The 24860-nt window shown below is 51.0% G+C and carries 19 protein-coding genes and 1 tRNA gene; 19 read left to right on the top strand and 1 reads right to left on the bottom strand.

Features of this window, described 5'->3' with window-relative positions; all coding sequences use genetic code 11:
- The first annotated feature begins 292 nt into the window (after positions 1-292).
- The 4 genes from uvrY to GN242_RS13210 all read left to right on the top strand — a co-directional run bounded on the left by uvrY (position 293) and on the right by GN242_RS13210 (position 3649).
- Positions 293-952, top strand: a complete 660-nt coding sequence (uvrY, locus tag GN242_RS13225; protein WP_154751875.1) for a UvrY/SirA/GacA family response regulator transcription factor — start codon at positions 293-295, stop codon at positions 950-952.
- Positions 945-2777 (top strand): excinuclease ABC subunit UvrC, encoded by a 1833-nt coding sequence (gene uvrC, locus GN242_RS13220; RefSeq protein WP_156287644.1) that lies wholly within the window; start codon positions 945-947, stop codon positions 2775-2777. Before uvrY ends, uvrC begins: the two co-directional genes overlap by 8 nt.
- A 71-nt stretch (positions 2778-2848) precedes the next feature.
- On the top strand, positions 2849-3397 hold the full coding sequence (gene pgsA / locus GN242_RS13215; RefSeq protein ID WP_154751874.1) for a CDP-diacylglycerol--glycerol-3-phosphate 3-phosphatidyltransferase: 549 nt from the start codon (positions 2849-2851) through the stop codon (positions 3395-3397).
- A gap of 176 nt (positions 3398-3573) precedes the next feature.
- Positions 3574-3649: transfer RNA gene (locus tag GN242_RS13210), tRNA-Gly, on the top strand.
- 396 nt (positions 3650-4045) lie between these two features.
- Here GN242_RS13210 and GN242_RS13205 read toward each other — a convergent pair.
- Positions 4046-4564 carry an Hcp family type VI secretion system effector gene (locus GN242_RS13205; protein WP_154751873.1) on the bottom strand — a complete coding sequence of 173 codons (519 nt, stop codon included), beginning with the start codon at positions 4562-4564 and terminating at the stop codon, positions 4046-4048.
- Between the two features lie 520 nt (positions 4565-5084).
- Here GN242_RS13205 and tssB point away from each other — a divergent pair.
- The 15 genes from tssB to GN242_RS13130 all read left to right on the top strand — a co-directional run bounded on the left by tssB (position 5085) and on the right by GN242_RS13130 (position 24856).
- Positions 5085-5582, top strand: coding sequence for a type VI secretion system contractile sheath small subunit (gene tssB / locus GN242_RS13200; RefSeq protein ID WP_154751872.1), 498 nt, complete (start codon positions 5085-5087; stop codon positions 5580-5582).
- Between the two features lie 150 nt (positions 5583-5732).
- Complete coding sequence (gene tssC / locus GN242_RS13195) at positions 5733-7214, top strand: type VI secretion system contractile sheath large subunit (protein ID WP_154751871.1); 1482 nt, start codon at positions 5733-5735, stop codon at positions 7212-7214.
- Positions 7215-7219: 5 nt separating this feature from the next.
- Positions 7220-7660, top strand: coding sequence for a type VI secretion system baseplate subunit TssE (gene tssE, locus GN242_RS13190; protein WP_156287643.1), 441 nt, complete (start codon positions 7220-7222; stop codon positions 7658-7660).
- The gene (gene tssF / locus GN242_RS13185; RefSeq protein WP_156287642.1) at positions 7660-9468 is read left to right on the top strand and encodes a type VI secretion system baseplate subunit TssF; all 1809 of its coding nucleotides are present in this window, start codon (positions 7660-7662) and stop codon (positions 9466-9468) included. Before tssE ends, tssF begins: the two co-directional genes overlap by 1 nt.
- Entirely contained in the window at positions 9432-10484 is a 1053-nt protein-coding gene (gene tssG, locus GN242_RS13180; protein WP_156287641.1) for a type VI secretion system baseplate subunit TssG, read from the top strand. The genes tssF and tssG overlap by 37 nt, the downstream gene beginning before the upstream one ends.
- Positions 10485-10507: 23 nt before the next feature.
- The gene (tagH, locus tag GN242_RS13175) at positions 10508-11806 is read left to right on the top strand and encodes a type VI secretion system-associated FHA domain protein TagH (protein WP_156287640.1); all 1299 of its coding nucleotides are present in this window, start codon (positions 10508-10510) and stop codon (positions 11804-11806) included.
- Entirely contained in the window at positions 11803-12339 is a 537-nt protein-coding gene (gene tssJ, locus GN242_RS13170) for a type VI secretion system lipoprotein TssJ (RefSeq protein ID WP_156287639.1), read from the top strand. Before tagH ends, tssJ begins: the two co-directional genes overlap by 4 nt.
- A gap of 2 nt (positions 12340-12341) precedes the next feature.
- A complete protein-coding gene (tssK, locus tag GN242_RS13165) occupies positions 12342-13691 on the top strand; it encodes a type VI secretion system baseplate subunit TssK (protein WP_154751865.1) in 1350 nt (449 codons plus the stop codon).
- A complete protein-coding gene (gene icmH / locus GN242_RS13160; RefSeq protein ID WP_156287638.1) occupies positions 13688-14479 on the top strand; it encodes a type IVB secretion system protein IcmH/DotU in 792 nt (263 codons plus the stop codon). Before tssK ends, icmH begins: the two co-directional genes overlap by 4 nt.
- Positions 14466-17069, top strand: coding sequence for a type VI secretion system ATPase TssH (gene tssH / locus GN242_RS13155; RefSeq protein ID WP_156287637.1), 2604 nt, complete (start codon positions 14466-14468; stop codon positions 17067-17069). The genes icmH and tssH overlap by 14 nt, the downstream gene beginning before the upstream one ends.
- Complete coding sequence (locus tag GN242_RS13150) at positions 17066-17863, top strand: helix-turn-helix domain-containing protein (RefSeq protein WP_154751862.1); 798 nt, start codon at positions 17066-17068, stop codon at positions 17861-17863. Before tssH ends, GN242_RS13150 begins: the two co-directional genes overlap by 4 nt.
- Positions 17860-18534, top strand: coding sequence for a type VI secretion system-associated protein VasI (vasI, locus tag GN242_RS13145; RefSeq protein ID WP_156287636.1), 675 nt, complete (start codon positions 17860-17862; stop codon positions 18532-18534). The genes GN242_RS13150 and vasI overlap by 4 nt, the downstream gene beginning before the upstream one ends.
- A 5-nt stretch (positions 18535-18539) precedes the next feature.
- Positions 18540-19919, top strand: coding sequence for a type VI secretion system protein TssA (gene tssA / locus GN242_RS13140; protein WP_156287635.1), 1380 nt, complete (start codon positions 18540-18542; stop codon positions 19917-19919).
- 25 nt (positions 19920-19944) lie between these two features.
- Entirely contained in the window at positions 19945-23478 is a 3534-nt protein-coding gene (gene tssM / locus GN242_RS13135; RefSeq protein WP_154751859.1) for a type VI secretion system membrane subunit TssM, read from the top strand.
- A 58-nt stretch (positions 23479-23536) separates the two neighbouring features.
- Positions 23537-24856, top strand: a complete 1320-nt coding sequence (locus GN242_RS13130) for a VasL domain-containing protein (RefSeq protein WP_154751858.1) — start codon at positions 23537-23539, stop codon at positions 24854-24856.
- Positions 24857-24860: the final 4 nt, after the last annotated feature.

Below are 24860 nucleotides of genomic sequence, written 5' to 3'. Positions count from 1 at the left end.
AGCTTGTGGTTAATTGATGCACAATAATTTTTCATTAAGTTATTGTTATAAAAGCTCTATTGCTATTGTTGCGCTCAGTGCTGTAAATCTTTATTGCCATGATAATTAATGTATTAATGTTACGTTTTTACATTACAGGAATGTTTGAAGTCTATTTAAACTCATCAGGTAAATTAGATTCCGCATGTAACTTTGACATTATTTCTGTTCAATCAGCCGTGAAAAAGTAGTAACATCATCAGCCTTCCAATGTGATTTTCGCCACCCGCCTTAGCTACTTAGGGAGCATCGTTTGATAACCGTTTTTCTTGTTGATGACCACGAGCTGGTACGCGCAGGTATTCGTCGCATCCTGGAAGATATCAAAGGTATCCAGGTTGTCGGGGAAGCGAACTGCGGCGAAGAGGCAGTTAAGTGGTGTCGTGGTAACAGCGCTGACGTTGTGCTGATGGATATGAACATGCCGGGAATTGGTGGGCTTGAAGCAACGCGTAAAATTATCCGTTACACGCCGGACTGCAAAATTATCATGCTGACCATCCATACGGAGAACCCGCTGCCAGCGAAAGTCATGCAGGCCGGGGCTTCTGGCTATCTCAGTAAAGGCGCAGCGCCTCAGGAAGTCATCAGCGCCATTCGCTCGGTGAATGCCGGTCAGCGCTATATCGCATCAGACATCGCTCAACAGATGGCGTTAAGCCAGATTGAGCCGCAAAATGCTGAATCGCCGTTCAACAGTTTGTCGGAACGCGAATTGCAGATTATGCTGATGATTACTAAAGGTCAGAAAGTGACGGAAATTTCCGAGCAGCTGAACCTGAGTCCTAAAACCGTTAACAGCTATCGTTACCGTATGTTTAGCAAGCTAAATATCAGTGGTGACGTAGAGTTAACGCATCTGGCCATTCGTCATGGCCTGTTCAGTGCGGAGCCGTTAATCAGTAGTGAATGATCAGTTTGATGCAAAGTATTTTCTGAAAACCGTTACCAGCCAGCCCGGCGTATACCGGATGTATGATGCTGGTGGCACGGTTATCTACGTTGGCAAAGCCAAAGATCTCAAAAAACGTCTTTCAAGCTATTTTCGCGGCAACCTGGCCAGCCGTAAGACTGAAGCGCTGGTAGCGTTGATATGCCAGATTGACGTTACGGTGACCCATACGGAAACCGAAGCGCTGCTGCTTGAACACAACTACATCAAACTTTATCAGCCACGTTACAACGTGCTGCTGCGTGACGATAAATCCTATCCTTACATCTTCCTGAGCGCGGATACCCATCCGCGCCTTGCCAGCCATCGCGGCGCTAAACATGCGAAAGGGGAGTATTTTGGCCCTTTTCCCAATGGTTATGCGGTGCGTGAAACACTGTCTCTGCTGCAAAAAGTTTTCCCGGTACGCCAGTGCGAAAACAGTGTCTACCGCAACCGATCGCGTCCGTGCCTTCAATACCAGATTGGCCGCTGTCTGGGGCCTTGCGTTGCAGGGCTGGTATCAGAAGAGGAGTATGCGCGGCAGATTGATTACGTGCGGCTGTTTCTCTCCGGTAAAGACGACCAGGTACTCAACCAGCTGGTGACCCGCATGGAGCAAGCGAGCCAGGATATGCGCTTTGAGGAAGCAGCACGCCTGCGCGATCAGATTCAGGCAGTACGGCGCGTTACTGAAAAACAGTTTGTCTCCAATCAGGGGGATGATCTTGATGTCATCGGCGTGGCGTATGACTCCGGAATGGCCTGCCTGCACGTGCTGTTTATTCGACAGGGAAAAGTGCTCGGGAGCCGCAGCTATTTTCCCAAGGTGCCCGGTGGTACGGAACTTGCGGAAGTGGTGCAGACTTTTGTCGGACAGTTCTATTTGCAGGGCAGCCAGGCGCGCACGCTGCCCGCTGATATCTTGCTGGACTTCACTCTGCCTGAAAAAGATCTGCTGGCTGACTCACTGACAGAGCTCGCAGGGCGACGCATAGCCATTCAAAGCAAGCCACGCGGCGATCGTGCCCGTTATCTCAAACTGGCGCGTACGAATGCCGCTACGGCGCTGGTGACGCGTCTTGCGCAGCATTCAACTATCCATCAACGGCTGAAGGCTCTTGCCGAAACGCTAAAATTACCTGCCATACGCCGTATGGAATGTTTTGATATCAGCCATACGATGGGTGAGCAGACAGTTGCATCCTGCGTGGTATTTGACGCCAACGGGCCTTTGCGCAGTGAATATCGCCGCTACAATATTACCGGTATTACACCGGGCGATGACTATGCTGCAATGAATCAGGTATTACGCCGTCGCTATGGCAAAGCCATTGAAGAGAGCAAAATTCCGGACGTGATTCTGATCGACGGCGGCAAAGGGCAGCTTTCGCAGGCAAAAGATGTTTTTGCCACACTGGATGTCCCCTGGGATAAAAATCATCCTCTGCTGCTGGGCGTGGCAAAAGGCACCGACCGTAAGGCCGGGCTGGAAACGCTGTTCCTGGAGCCGGAAGGTGAGGGGTTCTCGTTGCCACCTGACTCACCGGCGCTGCATGTTATCCAGCATATTCGTGATGATTCTCACAATCATGCAATTACAGGTCACAGAAATAAACGGGCAAAAGTGAAGAATACCAGTGCACTGGAAACCATCGAAGGGATTGGCCCAAAACGGCGTCAGATGCTGCTCAAGTACATGGGGGGCCTGCAACCGCTAATGAATGCCTCTATGGAAGAAATCGCCAGCGTTCCTGGGATTTCACACGCGCTGGCAGAAAAAATCTTCCATGCGCTGAAACACTAAGCATTGCAACCCCCGTGGCAATGTAGGAACATAGGGACAAATTCTACTCTGTCCAAACAGTTAGCGTAATTATGCCATTTAATATTCCGACCCTACTTACCCTGTTTCGTGTGGTATTAATCCCGTTCTTTGTGTTGGCTTTTTATCTGCCATTTCAATGGGCTCCGCTGGCGTGTGCGCTGATTTTCATCTTTGCTGCCGTTACTGACTGGTTCGATGGCTATCTCGCGCGTCGCTGGAAACAGACCACCCAGTTTGGGGCGTTCCTCGACCCGGTAGCCGATAAAGTGATGGTCGCGATAGCGCTGGTGCTGGTTGCCGAGCATTTCCATGCATGGTGGATAACACTGCCTGCCGCCACGATGATTGCCCGTGAAATTATCATCTCTGCCCTGCGTGAGTGGATGGCTGAAATCGGCAAGCGCAGCAGCGTAGCTGTCTCGTGGATTGGCAAAGTAAAAACTACAGCGCAGATGATGGCGTTGTTTGCACTGTTGTGGCGTCCGAACAGCCTTGTCGAAGGTATTGGTGTTGCTGCCCTGTACATTGCAGCGGCGTTAACCTTCTGGTCAATGTTCCAGTATTTAAGCGCTGCGCGTAGTGATCTGCTCGATCGGTGATCGAAGCGACTTAAAAAGCATCAAACAGTCAATCAAAGAGGATAATTTGGTTGACTCACTGCGCCAGAACAGTAGAATGCAACGCATCGAAAGGCAGCTCAGGCAGCCAGAAGATAAAGCAAATCAGCAGGTTCTGTTGAGAAGTTTCAAAGCAGAATCAGACGTTGATAGGCCAAGCGGGAATAGCTCAGTTGGTAGAGCACGACCTTGCCAAGGTCGGGGTCGCGAGTTCGAGTCTCGTTTCCCGCTCCAATTATTGTCACAGTACGCGCGTTAAGTCGTACATTTGAAAGTTTATCGTTAATAAACTCTTTCTTGAGCTTATTGATAAAAATGATTAAATGATGATAATTTTAAATCTCCTCAAGCAGGAGATTTTTTTGTTTTTACGGATCCCATCTCCAGCTTTACACCACTGTCACAAACTAACCCCTCCATAAAAAGTCTGAATACTCTGCTCATCTTACTTGTTACGTCAGATTTAAATTCAATCACCATATTAATTTAACAGCTTCTGCCATACTTACCTGCCACAATTATGTTCTGCTTTAAATAAGCGGCGCCAGGGAGCCTGGGCGGCCTGTAAGCATCCCACTGTTAAAAGTAATAAGGGGGGACAAATCATGTCCCCCCTTTGTTATCAATTCATCAGGCTTCGATTGGAGCACGCCAGTCATCTGCACCAGAAGTGCCAGCCGTGGTATGTTCCCAGTTAATTTTACGGTAGGCCAGTGATACGCGAACCAACTGTGTAAACTCAGTCTTGGTCATATCCTGACAGTGTGGCATTCTGCAGTCGATATCAACAATAGTGGCATCTTCCAGCTTAGTGGTGAAAAAGTGTTCCTGCTTACCTTCAATTGAGGTGCGATACCACTTCAGTTCTACTTCCGTCAACATTTCACCTGAAGCCAGAGCGTTATAGAGTAAAGGTACCGCCTTGTTAAACGCGACCGTAAAGCGGAAAGGTTTATGTGCGCGCTGACCAGATGGCTGGCCTGACTGAGGATCGGTAGGTACAGTAACAATATGTTCGAATTCCTGAACCATCATCTGGTCTTCGTGTCCCTGAACATAAATGTTACCTACTGATTCGGCCGTAAAGGCACCAGCGGTAATATTACCCTGAGTTTTCCCGGTGATTGAAATATAAGCTGGAGTTGGCATCTTAGGTTTCCTTATAGAGATGTTTTCTCGATGTAAATAATTATCACTGCTTTTTTATCAAACGAAAAAATCATTTAACCAAGGTAGTGACATTATTTTGAGCCAAGACTATATCTCTTTTTAATATAATAAAAAGAAATTTCACTGCTAAGTTTTTTTTGGTTTATTTTTTTTCGATAATAAAAATTATAATGATTGCCCTTTATGGTTTTTTTATCTATTTTGTATATTCGAAGGCGGATTTAAATTTAGTAGAACCAATAAAAACACGCAGTAACTGTTTTCATTATATTGATTCTATTGGGTTTTATATGTTGGTGGTGGGTTGGTTTTATGATCAATGACAAATTGTGATGTCTGTGGCAAATTATCGCTAAATGTATGAGTGTGTTTTTCTGTATTTAAGTTCGGCTCGTCATTATTATGTGATTTTTGAATTGTATTGGATTTAAATGAACGGCTTTACACCTGAGTCAGCCTTGATTCAGGTTCAGATAATGGTGATAAAAAGGGAAGAATCATGAGTAAAAAGGACAGAAGTAGTGTTGCACCAAAAGAGAGAATCAATATCAAATACGTGCCGAATACACTGGGGCAGGTGGCCGAGGTGGAGCTGCCGCTCAATCTGTTAGTCGTCGGCGATCTCAACGGTGCCCGTGACGATACGCCTATTGAAGAGCGTCAGCCAGTCTCCATCAATAAAAACAATTTTAACTCAGTACTGAATGAAGCACATATCAATCTTTCTTTCACTGTGCCTAACCGTCTGGAAGAGGGCGCTGATGAAGATCTGCCGGTGACAATGGCAATTGAATCACTTAATGATTTTTCCCCAGATCAGGTTGCCAAAAAAGTTCCTGAATTAAAAAAACTTCTCGAGCTGCGTGAAGCACTGGTGGCATTAAAAGGCCCTCTGGGGAACATTCCTGCATTTCGTTCACGCCTGCAAGAGTTACTGAGCAACGAAGCGGTACGCGAGCAGTTACTGAAAGAGCTGGAGATGATCAACCCCAAATAATTCGAGTAGCAAGGATGCAAATAAATGAGTGAACACTGGGCTTACGCTGATATTACTTATGAAAGAGCGAAAGTAACCAACGCATCTTTTGCACGAAGCATGATGGGTATAAATAAACATTTATTAAGTGGTCAAGAAGGAATTTTACCTATGTCTTTACCTGAAGAAAATACTGTTTTAGCAGCTGAACCTGTCAGTTCGACATCACTGCTTGATGAAATAATGTCTCAGACGCGTATGACGCCGGGCAATGATGGTTATGACATCGCTAAACAGGGAGTCGCCGCCTTTATTACCAGCATTCTGGATACCGGAACTCAAGAGGAACCGATAAACAAGCCGCTGGTTGATAGTATGATCATTCAGTTGGATAAAAAACTCAGTGCTCAAATGGATGAGATCCTGCACGCACCAAAGTTTCGTGAGATTGAGTCATCCTGGCGGTCGTTAAAACTGCTGGTAGACCGTACAGATTTTCGCGAAAACATCAAAATCAGTATTATGCATGCGACGAAAGATGAGCTGCTGGAAGATTTTGAATTCTCGCCAGAAATTATTCAGTCAGGCTTCTATAAACACGTTTATTCATCAGGGTACGGACAGTTTGGCGGTGAACCCGTTGCGGCAATAATCGGTAATTATGCCTTCAGCAATACCTCTCCCGATATGAAACTGTTGCAGTATGTCAGCGCCGTGGGTGCAATGGCCCATGCGCCATTCCTTTCCAGTGTTGCACCAGACTTCTTTGGTATTAACAGTTTTACTGAGTTCCCGGCAATAAAAGATATGAAATCAGTCTTTGAAGGGCCTGCCCATACCAAATGGCGTTCACTGCGTGAGTCTGAAGATTCCCGTTATCTTGGGCTGACAACCCCCCGTTTTCTGCTGCGCCTTCCTTACTCTGCGGTTGAAAACCCGATTAAAAACTTCAATTATTATGAAGACGTCAGCAAAAATCATGAGCATTTCCTGTGGGGTAACACAGCCTTCCTGCTGGCTTCATGCCTGACTGACAGTTTCGCCCAATATCGCTGGTGCCCGAATATCATTGGCCCACAAAGTGGTGGCGCAGTTCACGATTTACCGGTGCATCTGTATGAGGCAATGGGGCAAATACAGGCCAAAATCCCGACAGAAGTATTAATCACCGACCGACGCGAATTTGAACTGGCTGAGGAGGGCTTTATTACCCTGACAATGCGCAAAGGCAGCGATAACGCCGCATTCTTTTCCGCTAACTCGGTGCAAAAACCAAAAGTTTTCCCCAATACGCGTGAGGGGAAAATGGCAGAAACAAACTATAAGCTTGGAACGCAGCTTCCTTACATGTTCATCATCAATCGCCTGGCACACTACATCAAAGTATTGCAGCGAGAACAGATTGGTTCCTGGAAAGAGCGTCAGGATTTAGAGACAGAACTTAATAACTGGCTCAAACAGTACATTGCCGATCAGGAAAATCCACCGACTGATGTACGAAGCCGTCGTCCACTGCGTTCAGCACAAATCAAGGTACTGGATGTGGAAGGGGATCCAGGCTGGTATCAGGTCGCGATGCAGGTTCGGCCACACTTCAAATATATGGGCGCGAGCTTCGAGCTTTCGCTGGTAGGGCGGCTGGATAAGGAATAGCGATTATGGCTGCACTTCTTCACTGGGAACGGGGAAGTTCTGCCAGCTTGTTTGAACGCATCCAGAATAAAGATTCAACCCGCTATACCCATAGCTGGGTTCTGGAACTGGTGCGTTCAATTAAGCGGCATCTTAATCTTATCCTGAATTCGCGTCCCGGTGCCTGTCAGAGTGCTGCTGCGCTGGGAATTATTGATCTCAATGATGCGGCAGCTGGCACATCTGATTTTCGCAAGAGAATTGAGGAATCAATTCGTGAATGCATTGAAAATTATGAGCCGCGGATATCTGCAATCACAGTAAATTCGTTAATTGATGACGGAGAGCCACTTCAGCTAAGTTTTTATATTAGTGCCGTCGTGAATTTCGACAATATTGAAGATGCCGTTGAGTTCACTATTTATTTAGATAATAACCGTCGTTACTGCCTCAATGAGGAAGCTTAATGTCGTTTGAAAAATACTACCGTGATGAGCTGGATTACCTTCGACAGCTGGGGCGAGAGGCTGCGTTAGAGCGCCCTCATCTCGCTTCTTTTTTATCTGAACAGGGTACCGACCCGGATGTTGAACGGTTATTGGAAGGTTTCGCTTTCCTGACGGGTAAACTGCGTGAAAAAATTGACGACCAGTTTCCTGAGCTGACGCATGGGATGCTGAATATGCTATGGCCCAACTATTTGCGGCCTGTTCCCAGCATGACTGTGCTTCAGTATCAACTGGCAGAGAGTGCCATTACTGAAGCGACCCTGATGGCCAGCGGTAATACAGTGCTCAGTATTCCCGTTGGACAGAGCAGATCCGCTGACAGTGAAGAGGAAAAAAATACTCAGTGTAAATTTACCCTGTGTCGTGACATCTGGTTATTTCCATTGGATATTCAGGATATTTCTGTTAACAACAGCAACGAACAAAGCATGCTTGGCATACATTTTTCTGCCAGGGCTGCACTGAATCTGAAGGACTTACAGCTGGGTAAGCTGCGTTTCTACCTGGGTGACGATCAATACACCCGTACCCAGCTCTACTTCTGGTTAACGTATTATTTCGAAAGGGCAGAATTGAAGGTCAATGATTTAACCATTCCTCTGCCCGATTTAGATTTTACTCCGGTTGGATTTGAGCGCGAAGATGCGCTATTGCCTTATCCAAAAAATGCCTATGCAGGCTATCGCATCTTGCAGGAGTATTATTGCTTCCCGGAAGGGTTCTTATTCTTAGATGTTACCGGAATGATAGATTTTCCGCCCGAATTGAACGCCAGTGAATTTACGCTCAATCTCTATTTCTCGCAGCCATTTACTGCGGAAATGAAAATACGCCCTGATACGCTGCGTCTGAACTGTACGCCTGCGGTGAACCTGTTTTCACATGATAGTGAAGCGATAGAAATGACGGGAACCAGGGCGGAATATTTATTGAGTGGTAGTTATTCCAGACCGGATCATTATGAAATATTTTCCGTTGACCGGGTTGAGGGGCGGCTGAGTGAAGAGGGGAAAAATAAAGGTCGTAGCCGTGCTGAAGGCAGGGTCTATCCCGCGTTCGAAAGCTTTCATCACCAAATTGAAAAGGCACAGAAAAACGATACTCGCTATTATCGGCTCAGAGTAAAAAATAGCCCATTCCGTCAAGGGTTTGAACACTTTCTCTCGTTTGTACGCAGTGATGAATCAGAGCTGGCGCTGACCGGAGAGAATATCTCCATCAGTATGACATGCACCAACCGCGAGTTACCGTTGTCATTAGGTATTGGCGATATTTGTGAACCGATGAAAGGCAGCCCGTCGTTTGCTTCATTTCGCAATATTACCCGGCCCTCGGTACCACTGTTTCCCAGCCTCGACGGCAGTTTGCACTGGTCATTAATTTCCAATATGTCACTTAACTATCTGTCATTGCTGGATAAAGATGCGCTAAAACAGATTCTGCATACTTATGATTTTCCTGGGCAATACAGTCGCCAGTCTGCTCGTATATCGCAGAAAAGACTGGATGCGATTCAGCGCATTGAAACACAACCCGTTGACAGATTATTCCGTGGCTTACCAGTACGGGGGCTACAGAGCACGCTGTGGCTTGAACAAACACCTTTCACCTCCGAGGGGGAGATGTATCTCTTTGGTACGGTTCTGGCTCAGTTCTTTTCGCTCTACTCCAGCGTTAATTCCTTTCACCTGCTGAAAGTCATCAATCTCGATAATCAGGAATGTTACGAATGGCCGGAACAGATGGGGCAGCACGCGTTGATGTAAATGCCACCGTGCAAGAAGGGACAGAGCCGGTAATAGATGTATCCGGATACAACTTTTTCCAGCTAGTTGAATTACTTAATCAGATAGCAGTAACGCGAAAAAACAAAGCGGGAACTCCCGGGTCAGCCAGTGAAGCCATTCGCTTCAAATCAACCGCGAGCCTGGCATTTCCCGGTCGCGATATTATCGGGTTGAAAACCTCAGAACGCGGGCAGTTTGAGCTGGAAGTGTCGTTTATCGGCCTGCATGGCAGTCAGTCGCCGATGCCCGGCTATTACCTCGACTCGCTGGCCTGGGAGGATGCTCACAATGAGAATCGGCTGACGGATTTTCTTGATGTATTTAATCATCGACTCATCACCTTACTGCATCAGATCTGGCGAAAATATCGCTATTACGTCTGTTTCACACCGGGTGGGGACGACGATGTTTCACAGCGTATGTATGCGCTGGTGGGGCTGGGTAGCAGGGTTATTCGTCACAACCTGCAAATTAACCATAGCAAAATGCTGGCATATGCTGGCTTGCTGGCCAGCCCCGGAAGATCTCCTGAGGTGATGTGTAGCCTGGTTTCGCACTGCTTCAGCTTAAAGGATGTCTCGATACGTAACTGGCAGCTGCGCAGGGTGAATATTATCCCTCAACAGCAAAATCGGTTGGGTAAAAAGGTGAGAATCCGCGGCAAAAGATATCTGGAAAAATCCGTACTTGGCAGCAACTTCTCCATTGGTTCCTGGGTGGCAGACCGCCGGGGCAAATATGTGTTGTGCATTAACCAGCTTACGCGGGAGGAGTTTCTCACTTTCCTGCCGAATGGTTCGAACTATTCGTCGCTAGTGATGTTCGTCGCTTTCATTATGCGCGACCAGTTCGCGTGGGATTTGCGTTTAGGGCTGGCGGAGCGCCAGGTTGGCGGCATGATTCTGGGCGTGGAGCAAAATACCCTCCTTGGCTGGACCAGTTTTCTCGGGCAACCCGAACAAGAGCCTTACGTCAGTATCTGTGTGCAGGAATAAGTCAGAATTCAGGGAATGAAATCATGGAAAAACAGCAACCATCGTTGTTATTAAGGGTCGTAAACGGCGACAAATTGGAAAGCGGGAAACAGGCCAGATGTCGCTTTCAGCCATCGGGTGGCAGCATCGGCAGCGATGCCAGTAATCACTGGTCGATCCAGGATCAGGGCGGCAATATTCTGCCAACCCAGTTCGTGATTGAGTGGCGCGATGGTTACTTCTGCCTGCGGCTGACAAGCGGCAGCATCACTATCAACCTGTCAGAGCTGACAACCAATAGCGGTTATGTGCGTGTTCAGCAGGGCGACGAAATTACTCTGGGAGACCTGCTGATAAAAAGTGATATCAGTCACTCGGCCTCGGAGGTAAACGATGCCCTGATGGCCTCACCGGAATCGCTGGTTTCCAGTTTTCACAATCCACTGGAAGCGATGCTTGAGGGCGGCTCTTCGCGCGCCAGCCACGGCAAAACAGAAAACCAACTTGCTGAGACGGTCGAAAACGGATCGAGTCATGATCCACTGCATGCGCTGCAAAACGAGACGCTGACGTCCAGGCAACCTGATTCGGCCTCTGATAGCTCACAGTCTCTGCATCAGGATCACAGCTTCGCCCCTCTGTTTTCTGCTCCATTATCCGATGTCGCCAGCAGCAGCGGCATGGTGCAGGACTTTATCGATCTCCCACAGATTAAGCCGTCTGCTAATCGGCATGATCTGCCAGACGGTGATATGGAACCTCAACATATTGCGATCACGCCGCTGATGCGCGGAATGAGTGCGCGTATTCCAATAAGCAACAGCCAGGAGGCCAGCGACTTCCTTGAAGAGGCAGGAAAAACTCTGCGAGCGGCGATTGAGGGACTTTTGGCGATACAGCACAGTCAACACGGACTGCGCGATAAACATCTGCGGCCAATTGAAGATAATCCACTCCGTCTGAATATGGATTATGGCACCACGCTCAGTCTGCTATTTGCCGAACAGAAAAGCCCGGTTCATCTCGCGGCTCCTGCTGCCGTTGCTGAAAGCCTGCATAACTTACGTCTTCACCATCAGGCTAATCAACAGGCGATCGCCCGGGCGTTGAGCACCATGCTGGATGCTTTTTCTCCGGATAGTTTACTGAGCCGTTTTAAACAGTATCAGCGCAGTAATCAACGACAGGATCCTGATGCTGCCTGGGCATGGAAAATGTACCAAAACTATTATCAGGAGCTGGCTTCCAGCCGCCAGCAGGGGTTCGAAAAACTATTTGGCGAAGTCTACGAACAAGCCTACGACCAGGCACTACGCCAGGGCATAAAGGACAGCGAACGATGAGCCGGGGCAGGGGATATCTCGGAATACTGTGTCTGGCATGGCTGCTAACGGGATGCACAGCGTGGAAGGTCACTAAAAAAGTAGGTGAAGTGGTGATGAACCCTGACGTACCGGTGGGTAAGGCCTCCGACCAGCCATCCACAGTGACACTGGCCTTGCTGGCAGAGCCGGACATTAATCCCAATGAGAGTGGAGAAGCGACACCAACGGAAATCGTCGTCATTTACCTGAGTGAAGACTCCCTGCTGCTGGCAGCGGATTACGATCCGCTAAGTAATGACCAACTGGAGAAAACGCTGGGTAAAAATTACCTCGACCATCAGCAATATACCTTACTGCCTGACCAGTTTAAGCCGTTGCCGCCGATCGAACTGGAAAAGAATACCCGTTTTTTAGGTGTTATTGCCCGCTACGCTGATGCAAGCCGAAGCGAGTGGAAAAAAATTATAAAAATCAAAGGACAAGGTCATCACTATCAAGTTTTGATCCATATCAGATCTCATGAGATCGAACTCAGGAAGGAGGGAGAATAACCATGCGAACCAGAAATCGGGTGATTTGGCGCGAAGGTTTGTTTGTAAAGCCACAGCATTTTCAGCAGCAGCAACGCCATAACGATTATCAGCTGCAATGTCAGATCAATGCACTGCGGGATTATAACCATGGGTTTAGCTCTCTCAGCATTAACCAGGAATTGTTGCAACTGGGGCGCATAGGTTTGAGTGCTGCCAGCGGGATAATGACCGATGGCACGGTGTTTAATATTCCCTATCAGGATTATGCGCCTAAGCCGCTGGATATTCTTCACTGCCACGATGCCGCAAGCCGTGACATCTACCTGGCCTTACCAATACATAGTGATGCCCTGAATGAGGTCATCGGCCAGCAAAGCCTGAACGCGGGGGCGGTGCGCTACCGCGAAAACCGTGAAGATATACGCGATTTGCATACTGAGGGGGGAGATGTCAGCCAGCTGGTACTGGCGCAGTTAGTGCCTAAGCTGATGCAGGGCTCGGAAGATCTCAGTGCCTGGGCAACGCTGCCACTGTGCCGTATTCGGGAAAAACGCCCCGATGGTTCCCTGATCCTTGAAAATGAGTTTATTCCCACCTGCACCACGCTCAGTGTGTCAAAGCAGTTAAAAGACTTTATGGATGAAGTGCAGGGATCGCTGGTAGAACGCGCACGTGCGCTGTCGTTACGTATTGGCTCTCCCGGTCAGCAGGGGATTGCGGATGTAGCAGAGTTTATGATGCTACAGGTTTTTAACCGGCTACAGCCTCTGTTTACCCATCTGGCTGCGCAGTCGGTGATGCATCCGCAAGACTTTTACTGTCATCTGATACAGGCCTGCGGGGAACTGCGAACCTTTACCGATGAATCACGGTTGGCAGGCGAATTTACCGGTTATAACCACGACAACCTGACGGACAGCTTCCAGCCACTGTTTCGTGCCGTACGCCAGGTATTAAGTACCGTACTGACACCACGTGCATTCTCTATTCAGCTACAGCCCCAGGCACATGGTATTCGTGTTGCCACCATCAACGACAGTTCGCTGTTGCGTAACGCTGATTTTGTTCTGGCAGTGCGTGCGCAGATCCCTCTGGAGCAGCTGCGCCGCCAGTTTGTGCAGCAAACCAAAATCACTTCGCTGGAAAAAATACGCGATCTGGTCAGCGTACAGCTACCAGGCGTACCGCTACAGCCGCTCTCGGCGGCTCCACGTCAGCTGCCTTACCATTCGGGATATACCTATTTCATGCTGGACAGACACAGCGCCGCATGGAAAGAAATCCAGCAAAGTAATGCTATTGCCTTCCATGTGGCCGGAGATTTCCCGGAGCTGGACATGCAGTTCTGGGCTATCAGGAGTAATGAATGAGCATGGATGCACTAACTGACCCTGCCTCATTCTCGCCGCAGGAAACAGTAAGCCATTGGCGGCAGTACCAGCTGCCGTTACGCGGGGAAAGCCTCAATCCGATGGTGGATGCAGCAACCCCACTACTGGGCATGGTTCTGCGCCTTAAAGATATGGAGAACCAGCCATTGCCAGAACAGCTGTACCAGCAGGTGGTAGCGGATATCCGCGCCATCGAACAGGTGCTGCAAAACAAAGGCTATGAACCGGGAGCGATTATCTCATTCCGCTACATGCTCTGTACGTTTATTGATGAAACTGCATTGGGGCATGGCTGGAACAGTCATAACGGCTGGCTGCAACAGTCCCTGCTGGTGCAATTTCATAATGAAACCTGGGGCGGCGAGAAGGTCTATGTGCTGCTGGATCGCCTGATGGGTGAGGCGAAACGTTACCAGGACTTACTGGAGTTTATCTACCTCTGTTTCTGTCTTGGCTACCGGGGGCGCTACAAAGTTACGGTCAATCACAGTGATGATTTTGAGCGGCTGTTCCGCCGTCTTCATCAACAGCTCCAGCAGCTGCGGGGCGAGGCGCCGCCTACCATTCTGCATCTGAAACCGTCGGTTATGGGGGGACGTTATCACCTGCGGCAGCGTTTAACGATGAAACAAGTGATATGGGGAGGATTAGCGCTGGTAGGGGTGATCTACCTGTTCTACGCCCTGAGCCTGAATATCCAGACTCAGGATGTTTTGCATCAGCTAAATAATTTATTGAGCAAGGAGAGCGCATATGATCCAGGTTGAGTTATCCACTCTGGTAGACCGTCTCAACCCGCTGGCACGTTACGCGCTGGAAGCGGCAGCGGCGCACTGTGTCAGCCAGCAGGATGCTGAAATTACCGTATCGCACCTGCTATTCCAGCTGGTTGCAACGCCATTATGCGACGTCAAACTGATACTGAGTCAGGCGGGTGTCGATGGCGATGAACTGCGTGCGATCCTCGATCAGCCTATTTCTGCGCCTCAATCAGTAACCCAGGCTTACCCTGCTTTTTCTCCTTTGCTGGTGGCATGGTTGCAGGATAGCTGGCTGCTGGCATCCATTGAGATGGCGCATTCTCAGCTGCGCAGCGGCGTGATGCTTCTGGCTCTGCTTTACAGCCCGCAACGCTATCTGACGCCCGCCGCATGCCGTTTGCTCTCTGTCGTTAATCGTGAACTGCTGAGGCAAAATTTTGCCGACTGGACCGCTGGCTCGGCTGAAATCATGGTGGAGGAAGCAGCGGCTGGTGGCGAAGGAAAGACAGCCGCCCATGGCGACAGCCTGCTGGCACGTTATGCCACGAATATGACCGGGCAGGCCCGTAATGGTCAGTTGGATCCCGTGCTGTGTCGTGATGAAGAGATCGACCTGATGATCGATATTCTCTGTCGCCGCCGTAAAAATAACCCAATAGTGGTAGGGGAGGCCGGAGTCGGCAAAAGCGCTCTGATTGAAGGGCTGGCCTTACGCATTGTTGCTGGTGTCGTGCCGGAAAAACTGCGTAACAGTGAGCTGATGACGCTGGATCTGGCAGCGCTTCAGGCCGGAGCGGCGGTCAAAGGAGAGTTTGAGAAGCGCTTCAAAGGCATCATGGCTGAAATCGCCCAATCTGCGCAGCCCATCATTCTTTTTATCGACGAAGCACATACGCTAATAGGGGCGGGCAATCAGCAGGGCGGGCTCGATGTTTCCAACCTGCTCAAACCGGCGCTGGCGCGTGGTGAAATGAAAACTATTGCAGCCACGACATGGAGTGAATATAAAAAATACGTAGAAAAGGACGCTGCACTTTCGCGGCGCTTCCAGCTGGTCAAGGTGGCTGAACCCAGCGCGGAAGAAGCGACAATTATTATGCGCGGTCTGCGCACCGTGTATGAGCAGGCCCATGGTGTACTGATCGACGATGAAGCCTTACAGGCCGCCGCCGTAATGAGTGACCGTTATCTTTCCGGGCGCCAGCTTCCTGACAAAGCGATTGATGTCCTTGATACCGCTGCCGCACGTGTAGCGATCAATCTTACGGCTCCGCCACGTCAGCTCTCTGCACTTAAAACCCGCTTACATCAGCAGGATATGGAAATTGAGCTGCTGAAGCGCGAACGGCAACTCAATCTCAGCAGTCCGGATACGCGCTTAACTGCGCTACTACAACAGAGAGCAGAAGATGAGGAACAGCTAACAGAGCTGCATACCTGCTGGCAGCAGCAGCTGGAGCTGGTAAAGCAGATCATTGCTTTGCGCGTACAGTTACTGGCGGATTCTGAGCAGGTAGCCGAAGAGCAGGCTGCGAGCCTGGCGGTGCTGAGTGAACAGTTAGAGCAATTACAGCAGCATCAGTCGCTGGTCTCACCTCATGTTGATAAAAGCCAGATCGCGGCAGTGATTGCCGAATGGACAGGGGTGCCGTTAAACCGGCTCTCGCAGAGCGAACTGGCGATAGTCACTGAACTCCCTGTTTACCTCGGGGAGCAGATCCAGGGGCAGGAGCTGGCTATTCACTGCCTGCATCAACATCTGCTCACTGCCCGGGCAGATCTCAGGCGTCCGGGGCGTCCGATGGGGGCATTCCTGCTGGTGGGGCCTAGCGGCGTGGGTAAAACCGAAACGGTGCTTCAGCTGGCAGAGTTACTCTATGGTGGCCGTCACTATCTCACCACTATCAATATGTCGGAATTTCAGGAAAAGCATACAGTTTCACGCCTTATCGGTTCTCCTCCAGGCTATGTCGGTTACGGTGAAGGCGGTGTTTTGACTGAAGCTATCCGCCAGAAACCTTATTCAGTTGTGCTGCTGGATGAAGTCGAAAAGGCGCATCCGGATGTTCTCAATCTGTTCTATCAGGCCTTCGATAAAGGGGAGCTGGCAGACGGTGAAGGCCGGGTGATTGATTGTAAAAATGTGGTGTTTTTCCTCACCTCTAATCTGGGCTATCAGACGATTGTTGATAATGCCGGGGCGCCCGCACAGCTTCATGAACGGTTATACCCGGAGCTGGCGGCATTCTTCAAACCTGCTCTCCTGGCTCGTATGGAAGTCGTGCCATACCTGCCGTTAGATCAGGAAACCCTCCGTACAATTATTCACGGGAAACTAAATCGTCTGGCATCACTCCTGCGTCAGCGTTTCAATGCCAGGGTAGTCATCGAATCTGGAGTCGATGATGAGATCCTGCAACGCGCTACCCGTGCAGAAAATGGTGCACGTATGCTGGAATCAATCATCGACGGGGCACTATTGCCGCCGCTTTCGCTGCTGTTACTACAGAAAATGACTGCCGGTGAATCGATCACCGATATCCGTATTGCGGCAGAGGACAATGTGTTTAGCGCTGAGGTGGAGGGAGCGCCATGAGGCATCGTTTCCAGGGGGCGCTGACATTGCTAAAGAATGACTCCATTGACCAGCTGATTCAGCGTTTCCTGACGCTGCATCACAGTCGTCAGCGGGTCAGTGCACTGATCGTGGCAATGTTTAATGCGGATGAACGGCGGCTCACCTGTTATCGCCAACCAGACACCCGGCAGCAAACGCAGTTACAGCTTGATACTGATATTGAAGATATCAATCATCCGCTGGTACAGGTTCTGCGTACGGGGCAGCCGATGGTCTGGGAGGCCCTGAGTCAGGGGGTACGCATTGAAAATGAAGCGTTACGTAACTTCATTCAACAGCTGCCAAATGAGTGCGGCTTATTCGCGCTTCCGCTGTTTGATTTTCAACATCGCGCCTGCGGTGTTATTGCCGTTTTTGCAGAAAATGTCGCCCGGATTGCTGATGTTAATGGCATGTTTGGCGTTTATTGCGAGGTGTTCCAGCACCAGCTATGCCAGCTCCAGGAGCGTGTACAGCTGCAAACCCAGTCGGGCCAGATTCGTGCTCTGTTAAAGGCACACCAGCAGCGTGAAAAACAACTGGATGAGCTGTTCGCAACCATCGCAGCTTCTGAGTCACAGGCTGCCGCCGGACTTTCTCATGATTACAGCCAGATAAACGACCTCAACGATGCTGTTGCTGCCTATGAGTGTGCGGTACTGCGTCAGCGCCATCATCAGTGCGGTGGAAATTTAAGCCGTATGGCCGACAGCCTCGATCTCCCGTTACGCACGCTGAAATACAAATTAGCCAAACACAGGTCACGGCTATGAATACTTTACTACTGCTCAGTTCCTTGCTGCTTGTCGGCAGCAATACCGTGTTTCAGTGGGTGGCAGAACACCCCCCGGTCACCTCCGCCAATATCGGGATCGATAGCGAAAAATTGTCCCTTGCGCTGCACTGTCGCCGTGAAGTCTCACCGCTGGTACGGCTGGAATGCTATGACAATGTGTTCTCGCAGGGGGAAAAAGCGACAGGCAGTTTAGTAAACGCTGGCCCAGCCTGGCAAAGGGCCATGAACCAGGAGAAGAGCAGAACCGACCACTCTACTCAGTTCCTGTTCAGCCAAAGCGAGGGAAACAACCCGGAGGTGGTGCTTACTACGCCCGCGCTTGGTGTACCGCCGCCGCGACCGGTGCTGATGTTGAGCTGTATCGACAATATTACCCGCTTGCAGGTGGCGCTGACGCAACCGCAAACACAGGGTGCAGTGGTACTAACGTTTGGTAAAACGCGCATTGAAGAAGGATGGTTTTTACGTGAAAACGGCTTTTTACTTGAGTCCAGCCGCGGACTGGCTGGTATTGAAGAAATCAAACGTCTGATGCTGGCTGATAGCGTAACAATTGCGGGGAAAAATGGTGCCTTTACCCGCCTGACTTTCAATATTTCTCAGCTGCCGCAGGCATTAAAGCCATTGCGTCAGGCCTGTGGATGGTGAGGGAAATGGACATCACATCACAACACCCATGGCATGCTTTGCTCCAGACGCCGCTAACGCCTGAACAAATAACCCAGGCGCTCTCCGAGGATGATCCCCAGTGGGATGCAATCGACAGCCAGATGGTGAAGCTCGGTTCGCTCACTCATTCCTCATTGAATATAGCGGAGCTTCAGCTGCAAGTGATAACGCTGCTGGCTGAAAAAAGTAAAGATTTTCGTCTGATGGTACATCTGTTACGAACCCTGCAACATGCGGGAAAACCAGACGAATTAATGCTGGCTGTCTCACTACTATCCACCTATGTGCGGCATTTCTGGGACAGCGCCTGGCCACAAAACCGACAGCATAAAAAACGCTTTGCCGGGCAAATCCTTAAGCGTTTTGCGGGCGCTGACAGCAAGTTCCGAATGTCTGCCAGCGATGTGCAACGTGAAAATATGCAGGGTTTACTGGCCCACCTTGCCCAGGTCTGGCATTCGCTGGAACCCGATCTGGCGCAGGAAGTGGATGACCTCCGTAGCGGCTATGCACGGCCGCCGGAACGCTTAACTGCCACACAGGAGAAAGCTGAAGCCCCCGCAACAGCATCTGCGCCACCCGCTGTGGATACCAGCCCTGTGCTGGCTATCGACCGCTCCAGCGATAAAGCCTGGCGGCAAACGTTACTGCAAATGGCCGATACGTTGTGTGAAATACAGCCTGATGCCGCCATCGGCTACCGTGTGCGCCGTTATGCGGTGTGGGGAGCACTAACGGCCCCGCCTGTAGCGCAGGCCGATGGTCGTACTCCGCTGGCGGCGGTTGCCTCTGATCGTACGGCGGATTACCTGGCGCGCATAGCCAATGCCGACCTCACTTTATGGCAGCAGGTAGAGCAAAGTCTGACGCTGGCACCTTACTGGCTGGATGGCCACGTGCTCTCTGCGCAAATTGCCCTGCGCCTGGGATATGAGCAGGTAGCTCAGGCTATTCGCGAAGAACTGCGTGACTTTTTGACGCGCATACCGGCACTTGCCACGCTCTTTTTTAGCGATATGACGGCGTTTCTTTCCGCTGATTCTGCGGACTGGCTACAGCAAAAGGAGGAGCCAGCAGGAGGAAGCAGCGTCATTGAACAGGATGAAATCTGGCACTGCTTCCAGCAGCAGGGACTGGAAGCTGCTCTACACCGGCTCAATACACAGCCCCAACAATCCGATCCGAGAGAGCACTTTTATCGTCAACTGCTCGGCGCGCAGCTGATGGAAAAGGCCGGGCTTGCCTCGCTGGCGCAGCAGCAGTATCAGAGTTTGTTGCAGCTGGGGCAGCAAATGCAGTTAAGCACATGGGAACCATCATTGATCGTCCTGCTGACAGAAAAACAGCGTCAGTTAAAAACATGATCGCCAGGGAAAGGAATACCAACGCATGAAATTACCTGCTTTTATTCGTATCGCCAAACCGGCTATACCGCGTCTGAAGGCTTCAATACCTGTAGTCGTGGCGTTACTGGCCTGCGTGGCGCTTATCTGGGTGTGGATCTATGGGCCAGAATGGCAGTTAAAAGGCCACCATCCGTTCGAAACTCAACTCAGCCGCTGGCTTGTCACCGCTCTCTTTACACTGCTGGCAGTGTGCTGGCTGACTCTGAGAGCTTTTCGGCGCTTACGATATTTAGAGACGCTCCAGCTCCAGATTAAGACGCAGGCTGACGACCCGTTCAGTGCCGATGTGGCAAGGCAAACAGAGTATCTCAATGCCTGGAAACAGCAGCTACAGCGCCATTTTCATACCCCGGCATTTCTCTATCGTCTGCCGTGGTATCTGGTCATTGGTGCCAGCAACAGTGGTAAAACTTCCCTTATAAAGGAGGGATGTAAGCTGGTCGATATTGCGCCAGCGGAGCGTTTACCGACGGATGATAGTGGCGATCTTCGGTTGCAATGCTGGCTGGGGGAACAGGCAATCATTATTGACCCAGCCGGAGAACTGATTGAACAACCTGCGTCCGGCCAGGATGATAACGCCGCGCTATATAGCCGTCTCTGGCAGAGCCTGCTGACCTGGTTACCCGAGCAGCGCGCGCGCCAGCCGCTGAATGGCGTCATTCTGACCGTCGATCTTCTTCAGCTACTGACGGAAGACAAAGCGCAGAGAGAGGCTTACACCACCGCAATCAGCCAGCGTTTACAGGATCTGTTGCTATCTCTGCACTGCCGCTTACCGCTGTATGTGGTGTTCAGCAAACTTGATCTCCTGTATGGCTTCGGCGCGATGTATCAGAAGCTGGAGAAGGCCCATCGTGAATCGATACTCGGGGTAACTTTCAGCCTCAAAACAGCCGATCCTGATATCTGGCGCTCGGAGTTAGAGCAGTTCTGGCAGCAGTGGATGGCGCGATTGAATGGGGCGATGCCGGATATGATGCTGAACAGCGTTGATCCCGGGCAACGTAGCCAGTTATTCAGCTTCACCCGTCAGATGCAGGGGCTTTACGAAGCTGTGCGACAGTTGCTGGAAGCTATTGTCTATCGTGGCGAGGGGACGCAGATATTATTACGTGGTGTTTATCTCACCTCGGCCCGGCAGCGCGGGCAAATGGACGATATATTTACCCAGTCTGCTGCGGTGCAGTATCGCCTGACTCCACAGGCCTTCCCGACATGGCCGGTTACGGATACAGCCCCCTGGTTTACCCGCTCACTGTTTAGCGAAGTGCTGCTGGCTGAACCTAACCTCGCCGGTGAAAACAGAGTCTGGCTGCGACGTGCCAGAAAACGTCTGGTACTTTGCCTGGTCACTGGCGGGGTGGTGTCGGCAATTTTGTGGAGCTACTGGCATTATTACTACCAGCGAAACTACCGTGCCGGGCAGGAAGTGTTGGCTCAGGCGCGCACTTTCCTCGCCATACCGCCAGCAAAAGGCGACGATCTGTACGGCGATCTGCAACTGCCGCTGCTGAACCCGATCCGCGATGCCACCCTGGCCTACGGCAACTATCATGACAAAAACCCGCTGTTTGCAGAGATGGGCCTGTATCAGGGCAATACCATCGGTCCGTATGTAGAAAACACCTATCTGCAACTGCTGCGCCAGCGCTTCATTCCGGTGCTGATGAGTGGCCTTTTGAATGAGCTGAATGCCGCACCTAAGGGCAGCGAAGAGAAGCTGGAGATCCTGCGCGTGATGCGCATGCTGGAGGATGGTAGTGGTCGCAGTATCCCGCTGGTAGAGCATTATATGAGCCAGCGCTGGAGTCAGCGTTTCAAAGGGCAGCGCGAGCTGCAACAGCAGCTGATGGGGCATCTGAACTATGCACTGAAGCATACCGACTGGCGTGCGGCTCGTGCGGGCAACGATCGCCACGCTATCAGAAGTTTTGCCCCTTATCAGCAGCCTATACAGCGGGCGCAACAGGAGCTGGGCAAGCTCTCTATTTATCAGCGCGTCTATCAGAATCTGCGGCTTAAAGCGCAGGAGATGCTGCCACCCGCACTGAATCTGCGCGATCACATCGGGGCCAGCTTCGATAGTGTATTTGTCTCCGCAAACGATCGGCAACTGACGATCCCCCAGCTGTTGACCCGCAACGGTTTACAGCGCTATTTCGTCAACCAGCACGATCGTTTGATTGAGCTCACGGTGATGGATAGCTGGGTGCTGAATCACAACAAAAATGTTCAGTACAGCGAAGCCGACCGTCAGGAGATCCAGCGGCAAATTACTGAACAGTATATCGGTGATTACGTTGCTACCTGGCGCGGCGCGATGAACAACCTCTCGATAGTTGAGTTTGACGGCTTGCCGGAGGCTATCAGCGGTATTGAACAGGTGATTAGCGGCGATCAGCCTTTCCGCCGTGCATTGCAAACGCTGCGTGACAACACCAGTCAACCGGTGCTGGCGGATACCCTTACGGGGCAAGAAGGCCAGGCTCTGCTGGAGAAAGCAGACTACCGCCTGTTGTCGCGTATTAACCGTGATTTTGCACCTGAAACCGCTGCTCTGGTGGAAAATAGTGACCGCACCAGCCTGTTACAGAGCGTTTACCAGAAGCTGATGGAGCTTCACCGCTATCTGCTGGCTATCCAGAACTCGCCGGCGCCAGGCAAAGCCGCTTTAAAAGCCGTGCAACTCAGGCTGGAACAGAACAACAGCGACCCTATTTTCGAAGTTCAACAGCAGGCAAAAAATCTGCCAGAACCGCTGAATCGTTGGGTGGGGGGGCTGGCAGACCAGGCCTGGCGCGTGGTGATGATGGAAGCAATCCAGTCACTGGAAGTAGAGTGGAACGACACGGTAGTCAAGCAGTATCACACCTTCCTTGCAGGGCGTTATCCATTCGATCCGCAGGCAAAACAGGATGTTCCGCTCAGTGAATTTACGCGTTTCTTCGCGCCAAAAGGTACGCTGGACAGTTTCTATCAGCAGAATCTTAGACCTTTTGTTGAGAACAACCTGGCTAACGGCAGTGACGGTCAGCCGCTGATCCGCGCTGACGTGATGCAGCAGCTGGCTCAGGCACAGAAAATCCGCGACACCTTTTTCTCTGCGCAAAATGGTCTGAGCACGCAGTTTGCCGTGGAGCCGGTTATGTTGAGCGGCAGCAAGCGACGCAGCGTGCTCAACCTTGATGGGCAACTACTGGATTACGCCCACGGGCGCAGCAGTCTGGTTAATCTGGTCTGGCCAAACTCCATGCGTAACAGTGTGGAAAGCAGGCTGACGCTGGTGCCGGGTGAAACAGGAAAGTCACCTCGCAGCATCAGCTTCAGTGGCCCATGGGCGCAGCTCAGGCTGATCAACGCCGGTGAATTGACCAACGTCACCAGTAATTCGTTCGATGTTCGCTTCAGCGTGGATAGTGGCGAAATGACCTATCGCATCTGGGTTGATGAATCGGACAACCCGTTTGCTGGTGGTTTGTTTACCCATTTCACTCTGCCGGAAACGCTTTACTAACCACAGGAAGGCGTCTCTCTCGCAATACCGGGAGGGACGTCCTTAAGGATGAGCATTCATGAGCGATAATTCGCAAAGCATCATCATTCAGACTGGCAGCGATCCGCGCCAGCGCGCGGAATTCAGTGCCATTCGCGAGGAGATCAATAAGATCAATCACCCTGCGCGCCCAGAGGTGAACTGGAACCAGATTGAAACGCTGGCGCTCACCCTGTTCCGTTGCCATGGCGTTGATCTGCAAACAGCTGTCTATTACAGCCTGGCGCGTACGCAGAGGCACGGGCTGGCGGGATTTACCGAAGGCTGCGAGCTGCTGGCCGGGATGATCGTAGGCCAGTGGGAGCGGCTATGGCCGCAGCAGGAGCTGGCGCGCACCGAAATTCTGGATTGGTTCAATACTCGCGTGGGCAATCAGGTGCGTCAGCATCACTTCGTCAGTGGCGATTTACGGCTGGTATATCGCGCAGAACGGGCTTTGCAATTGATGTGCGACAAACTTCAGCAGGTGGAACTAAAGCGTGTGCCGCGCATTGAAAACCTGCTCTATTTGATGCAGAACAGCGCAAAGCGTCTGGAGGCGAACGCTGAGGAAGGCAGAATCGCTCAGTCATCAGCATCAGACACTCCAACCATGGTGTACCTCTCTATCCCCGGAACTGAACCGGCTCAATCTACAACTCAGCCAGCGGCAACGGAATTAATACCGGGCGGTGTGACCGTACATTCTTCCTCTCCGGCCAAAACGATCTCTTCGGCGCTGCGCGGCTTTGTTTGCGGCGTATCGTTTTGCCTGTTAATGGCGGCGGCAGGATATCTGGTCGTGATTCGACCCGCGCAGCAACAGCTTACGTTACTTGCTGAAAGGCCCGAAGGCGCTGTAGAGCTGTGGCTCAGTCAGCCGGATATCGCAACATACAGCGAACATCTTCGTCAGCTGGAAAATCTCTCCCCCTTATCTGCGCTGCAAACTGCCGATAACTCGCTGGCGCTGGCACGCGAACGCTGGCCGAACCACGCAGCCCAGCTTGCGGCCAGCCAGCGCTGGGAACGGGTGAGACAGACCCGGCTTGGTGCAGAACGGGCTGAGAATAGCTATTTCCAGCTACAGCAGCAGTTACAGGCGTTATCGAAAAAACTGATTGAACAGGAACAGGCGCGCGGCAGCCTGACCATCTCCTGGCTGAAAACTGCCGTTTACAAAATGCAAAGCGAGCTGAACCGTGAAACACCTCTTGAAGAGCTGCTTCGTCAGTTTGCGGTGGCAGCAGAGCAGGATCAGCCCGTTCCCCCGGTTCTGATCAAGCAAATTGACGATCGCCTGAATACCTTACTCAGTCGTTATCACCAGCTAACGCAGCAGGCGGAGCCTGCGCGTTAATTTC

This window comes from Erwinia sorbitola (genome assembly GCF_009738185.1).
In the GTDB taxonomy this organism is placed as follows: domain Bacteria; phylum Pseudomonadota; class Gammaproteobacteria; order Enterobacterales; family Enterobacteriaceae; genus Erwinia; species Erwinia sorbitola.
Note: the sequence above shows the minus strand (reverse complement) of the source record. Positions and strands in the feature narration are given on the sequence as shown.

What these genes read in the sequence shown, in the direction of transcription:
- tssF (WP_156287642.1), top strand. Translation starts at nt 7,660, where the DNA reads ATGTCGTTTGAAAAATACTACCGTGATGAGCTGGATTACCTTCGACAG.
- pgsA (WP_154751874.1), top strand. Translation starts at nt 2,849, where the DNA reads ATGCCATTTAATATTCCGACCCTACTTACCCTGTTTCGTGTGGTATTA.
- icmH (WP_156287638.1), top strand. Translation starts at nt 13,688, where the DNA reads ATGAGCATGGATGCACTAACTGACCCTGCCTCATTCTCGCCGCAGGAA.
- tssC (WP_154751871.1), top strand. Translation starts at nt 5,733, where the DNA reads ATGTCTTTACCTGAAGAAAATACTGTTTTAGCAGCTGAACCTGTCAGT.
- vasI (WP_156287636.1), top strand. Translation starts at nt 17,860, where the DNA reads ATGAATACTTTACTACTGCTCAGTTCCTTGCTGCTTGTCGGCAGCAAT.
- tssE (WP_156287643.1), top strand. Translation starts at nt 7,220, where the DNA reads ATGGCTGCACTTCTTCACTGGGAACGGGGAAGTTCTGCCAGCTTGTTT.
- tssH (WP_156287637.1), top strand. Translation starts at nt 14,466, where the DNA reads ATGATCCAGGTTGAGTTATCCACTCTGGTAGACCGTCTCAACCCGCTG.
- tssM (WP_154751859.1), top strand. Translation starts at nt 19,945, where the DNA reads ATGAAATTACCTGCTTTTATTCGTATCGCCAAACCGGCTATACCGCGT.
- tssJ (WP_156287639.1), top strand. Translation starts at nt 11,803, where the DNA reads ATGAGCCGGGGCAGGGGATATCTCGGAATACTGTGTCTGGCATGGCTG.
- GN242_RS13205 (WP_154751873.1), bottom strand. Translation starts at nt 4,564, where the DNA reads ATGCCAACTCCAGCTTATATTTCAATCACCGGGAAAACTCAGGGTAAT.
- tssA (WP_156287635.1), top strand. Translation starts at nt 18,540, where the DNA reads ATGGACATCACATCACAACACCCATGGCATGCTTTGCTCCAGACGCCG.
- tssK (WP_154751865.1), top strand. Translation starts at nt 12,342, where the DNA reads ATGCGAACCAGAAATCGGGTGATTTGGCGCGAAGGTTTGTTTGTAAAG.
- tssB (WP_154751872.1), top strand. Translation starts at nt 5,085, where the DNA reads ATGAGTAAAAAGGACAGAAGTAGTGTTGCACCAAAAGAGAGAATCAAT.
- GN242_RS13150 (WP_154751862.1), top strand. Translation starts at nt 17,066, where the DNA reads ATGAGGCATCGTTTCCAGGGGGCGCTGACATTGCTAAAGAATGACTCC.
- tssG (WP_156287641.1), top strand. Translation starts at nt 9,432, where the DNA reads ATGGCCGGAACAGATGGGGCAGCACGCGTTGATGTAAATGCCACCGTG.
- tagH (WP_156287640.1), top strand. Translation starts at nt 10,508, where the DNA reads ATGGAAAAACAGCAACCATCGTTGTTATTAAGGGTCGTAAACGGCGAC.
- GN242_RS13130 (WP_154751858.1), top strand. Translation starts at nt 23,537, where the DNA reads ATGAGCGATAATTCGCAAAGCATCATCATTCAGACTGGCAGCGATCCG.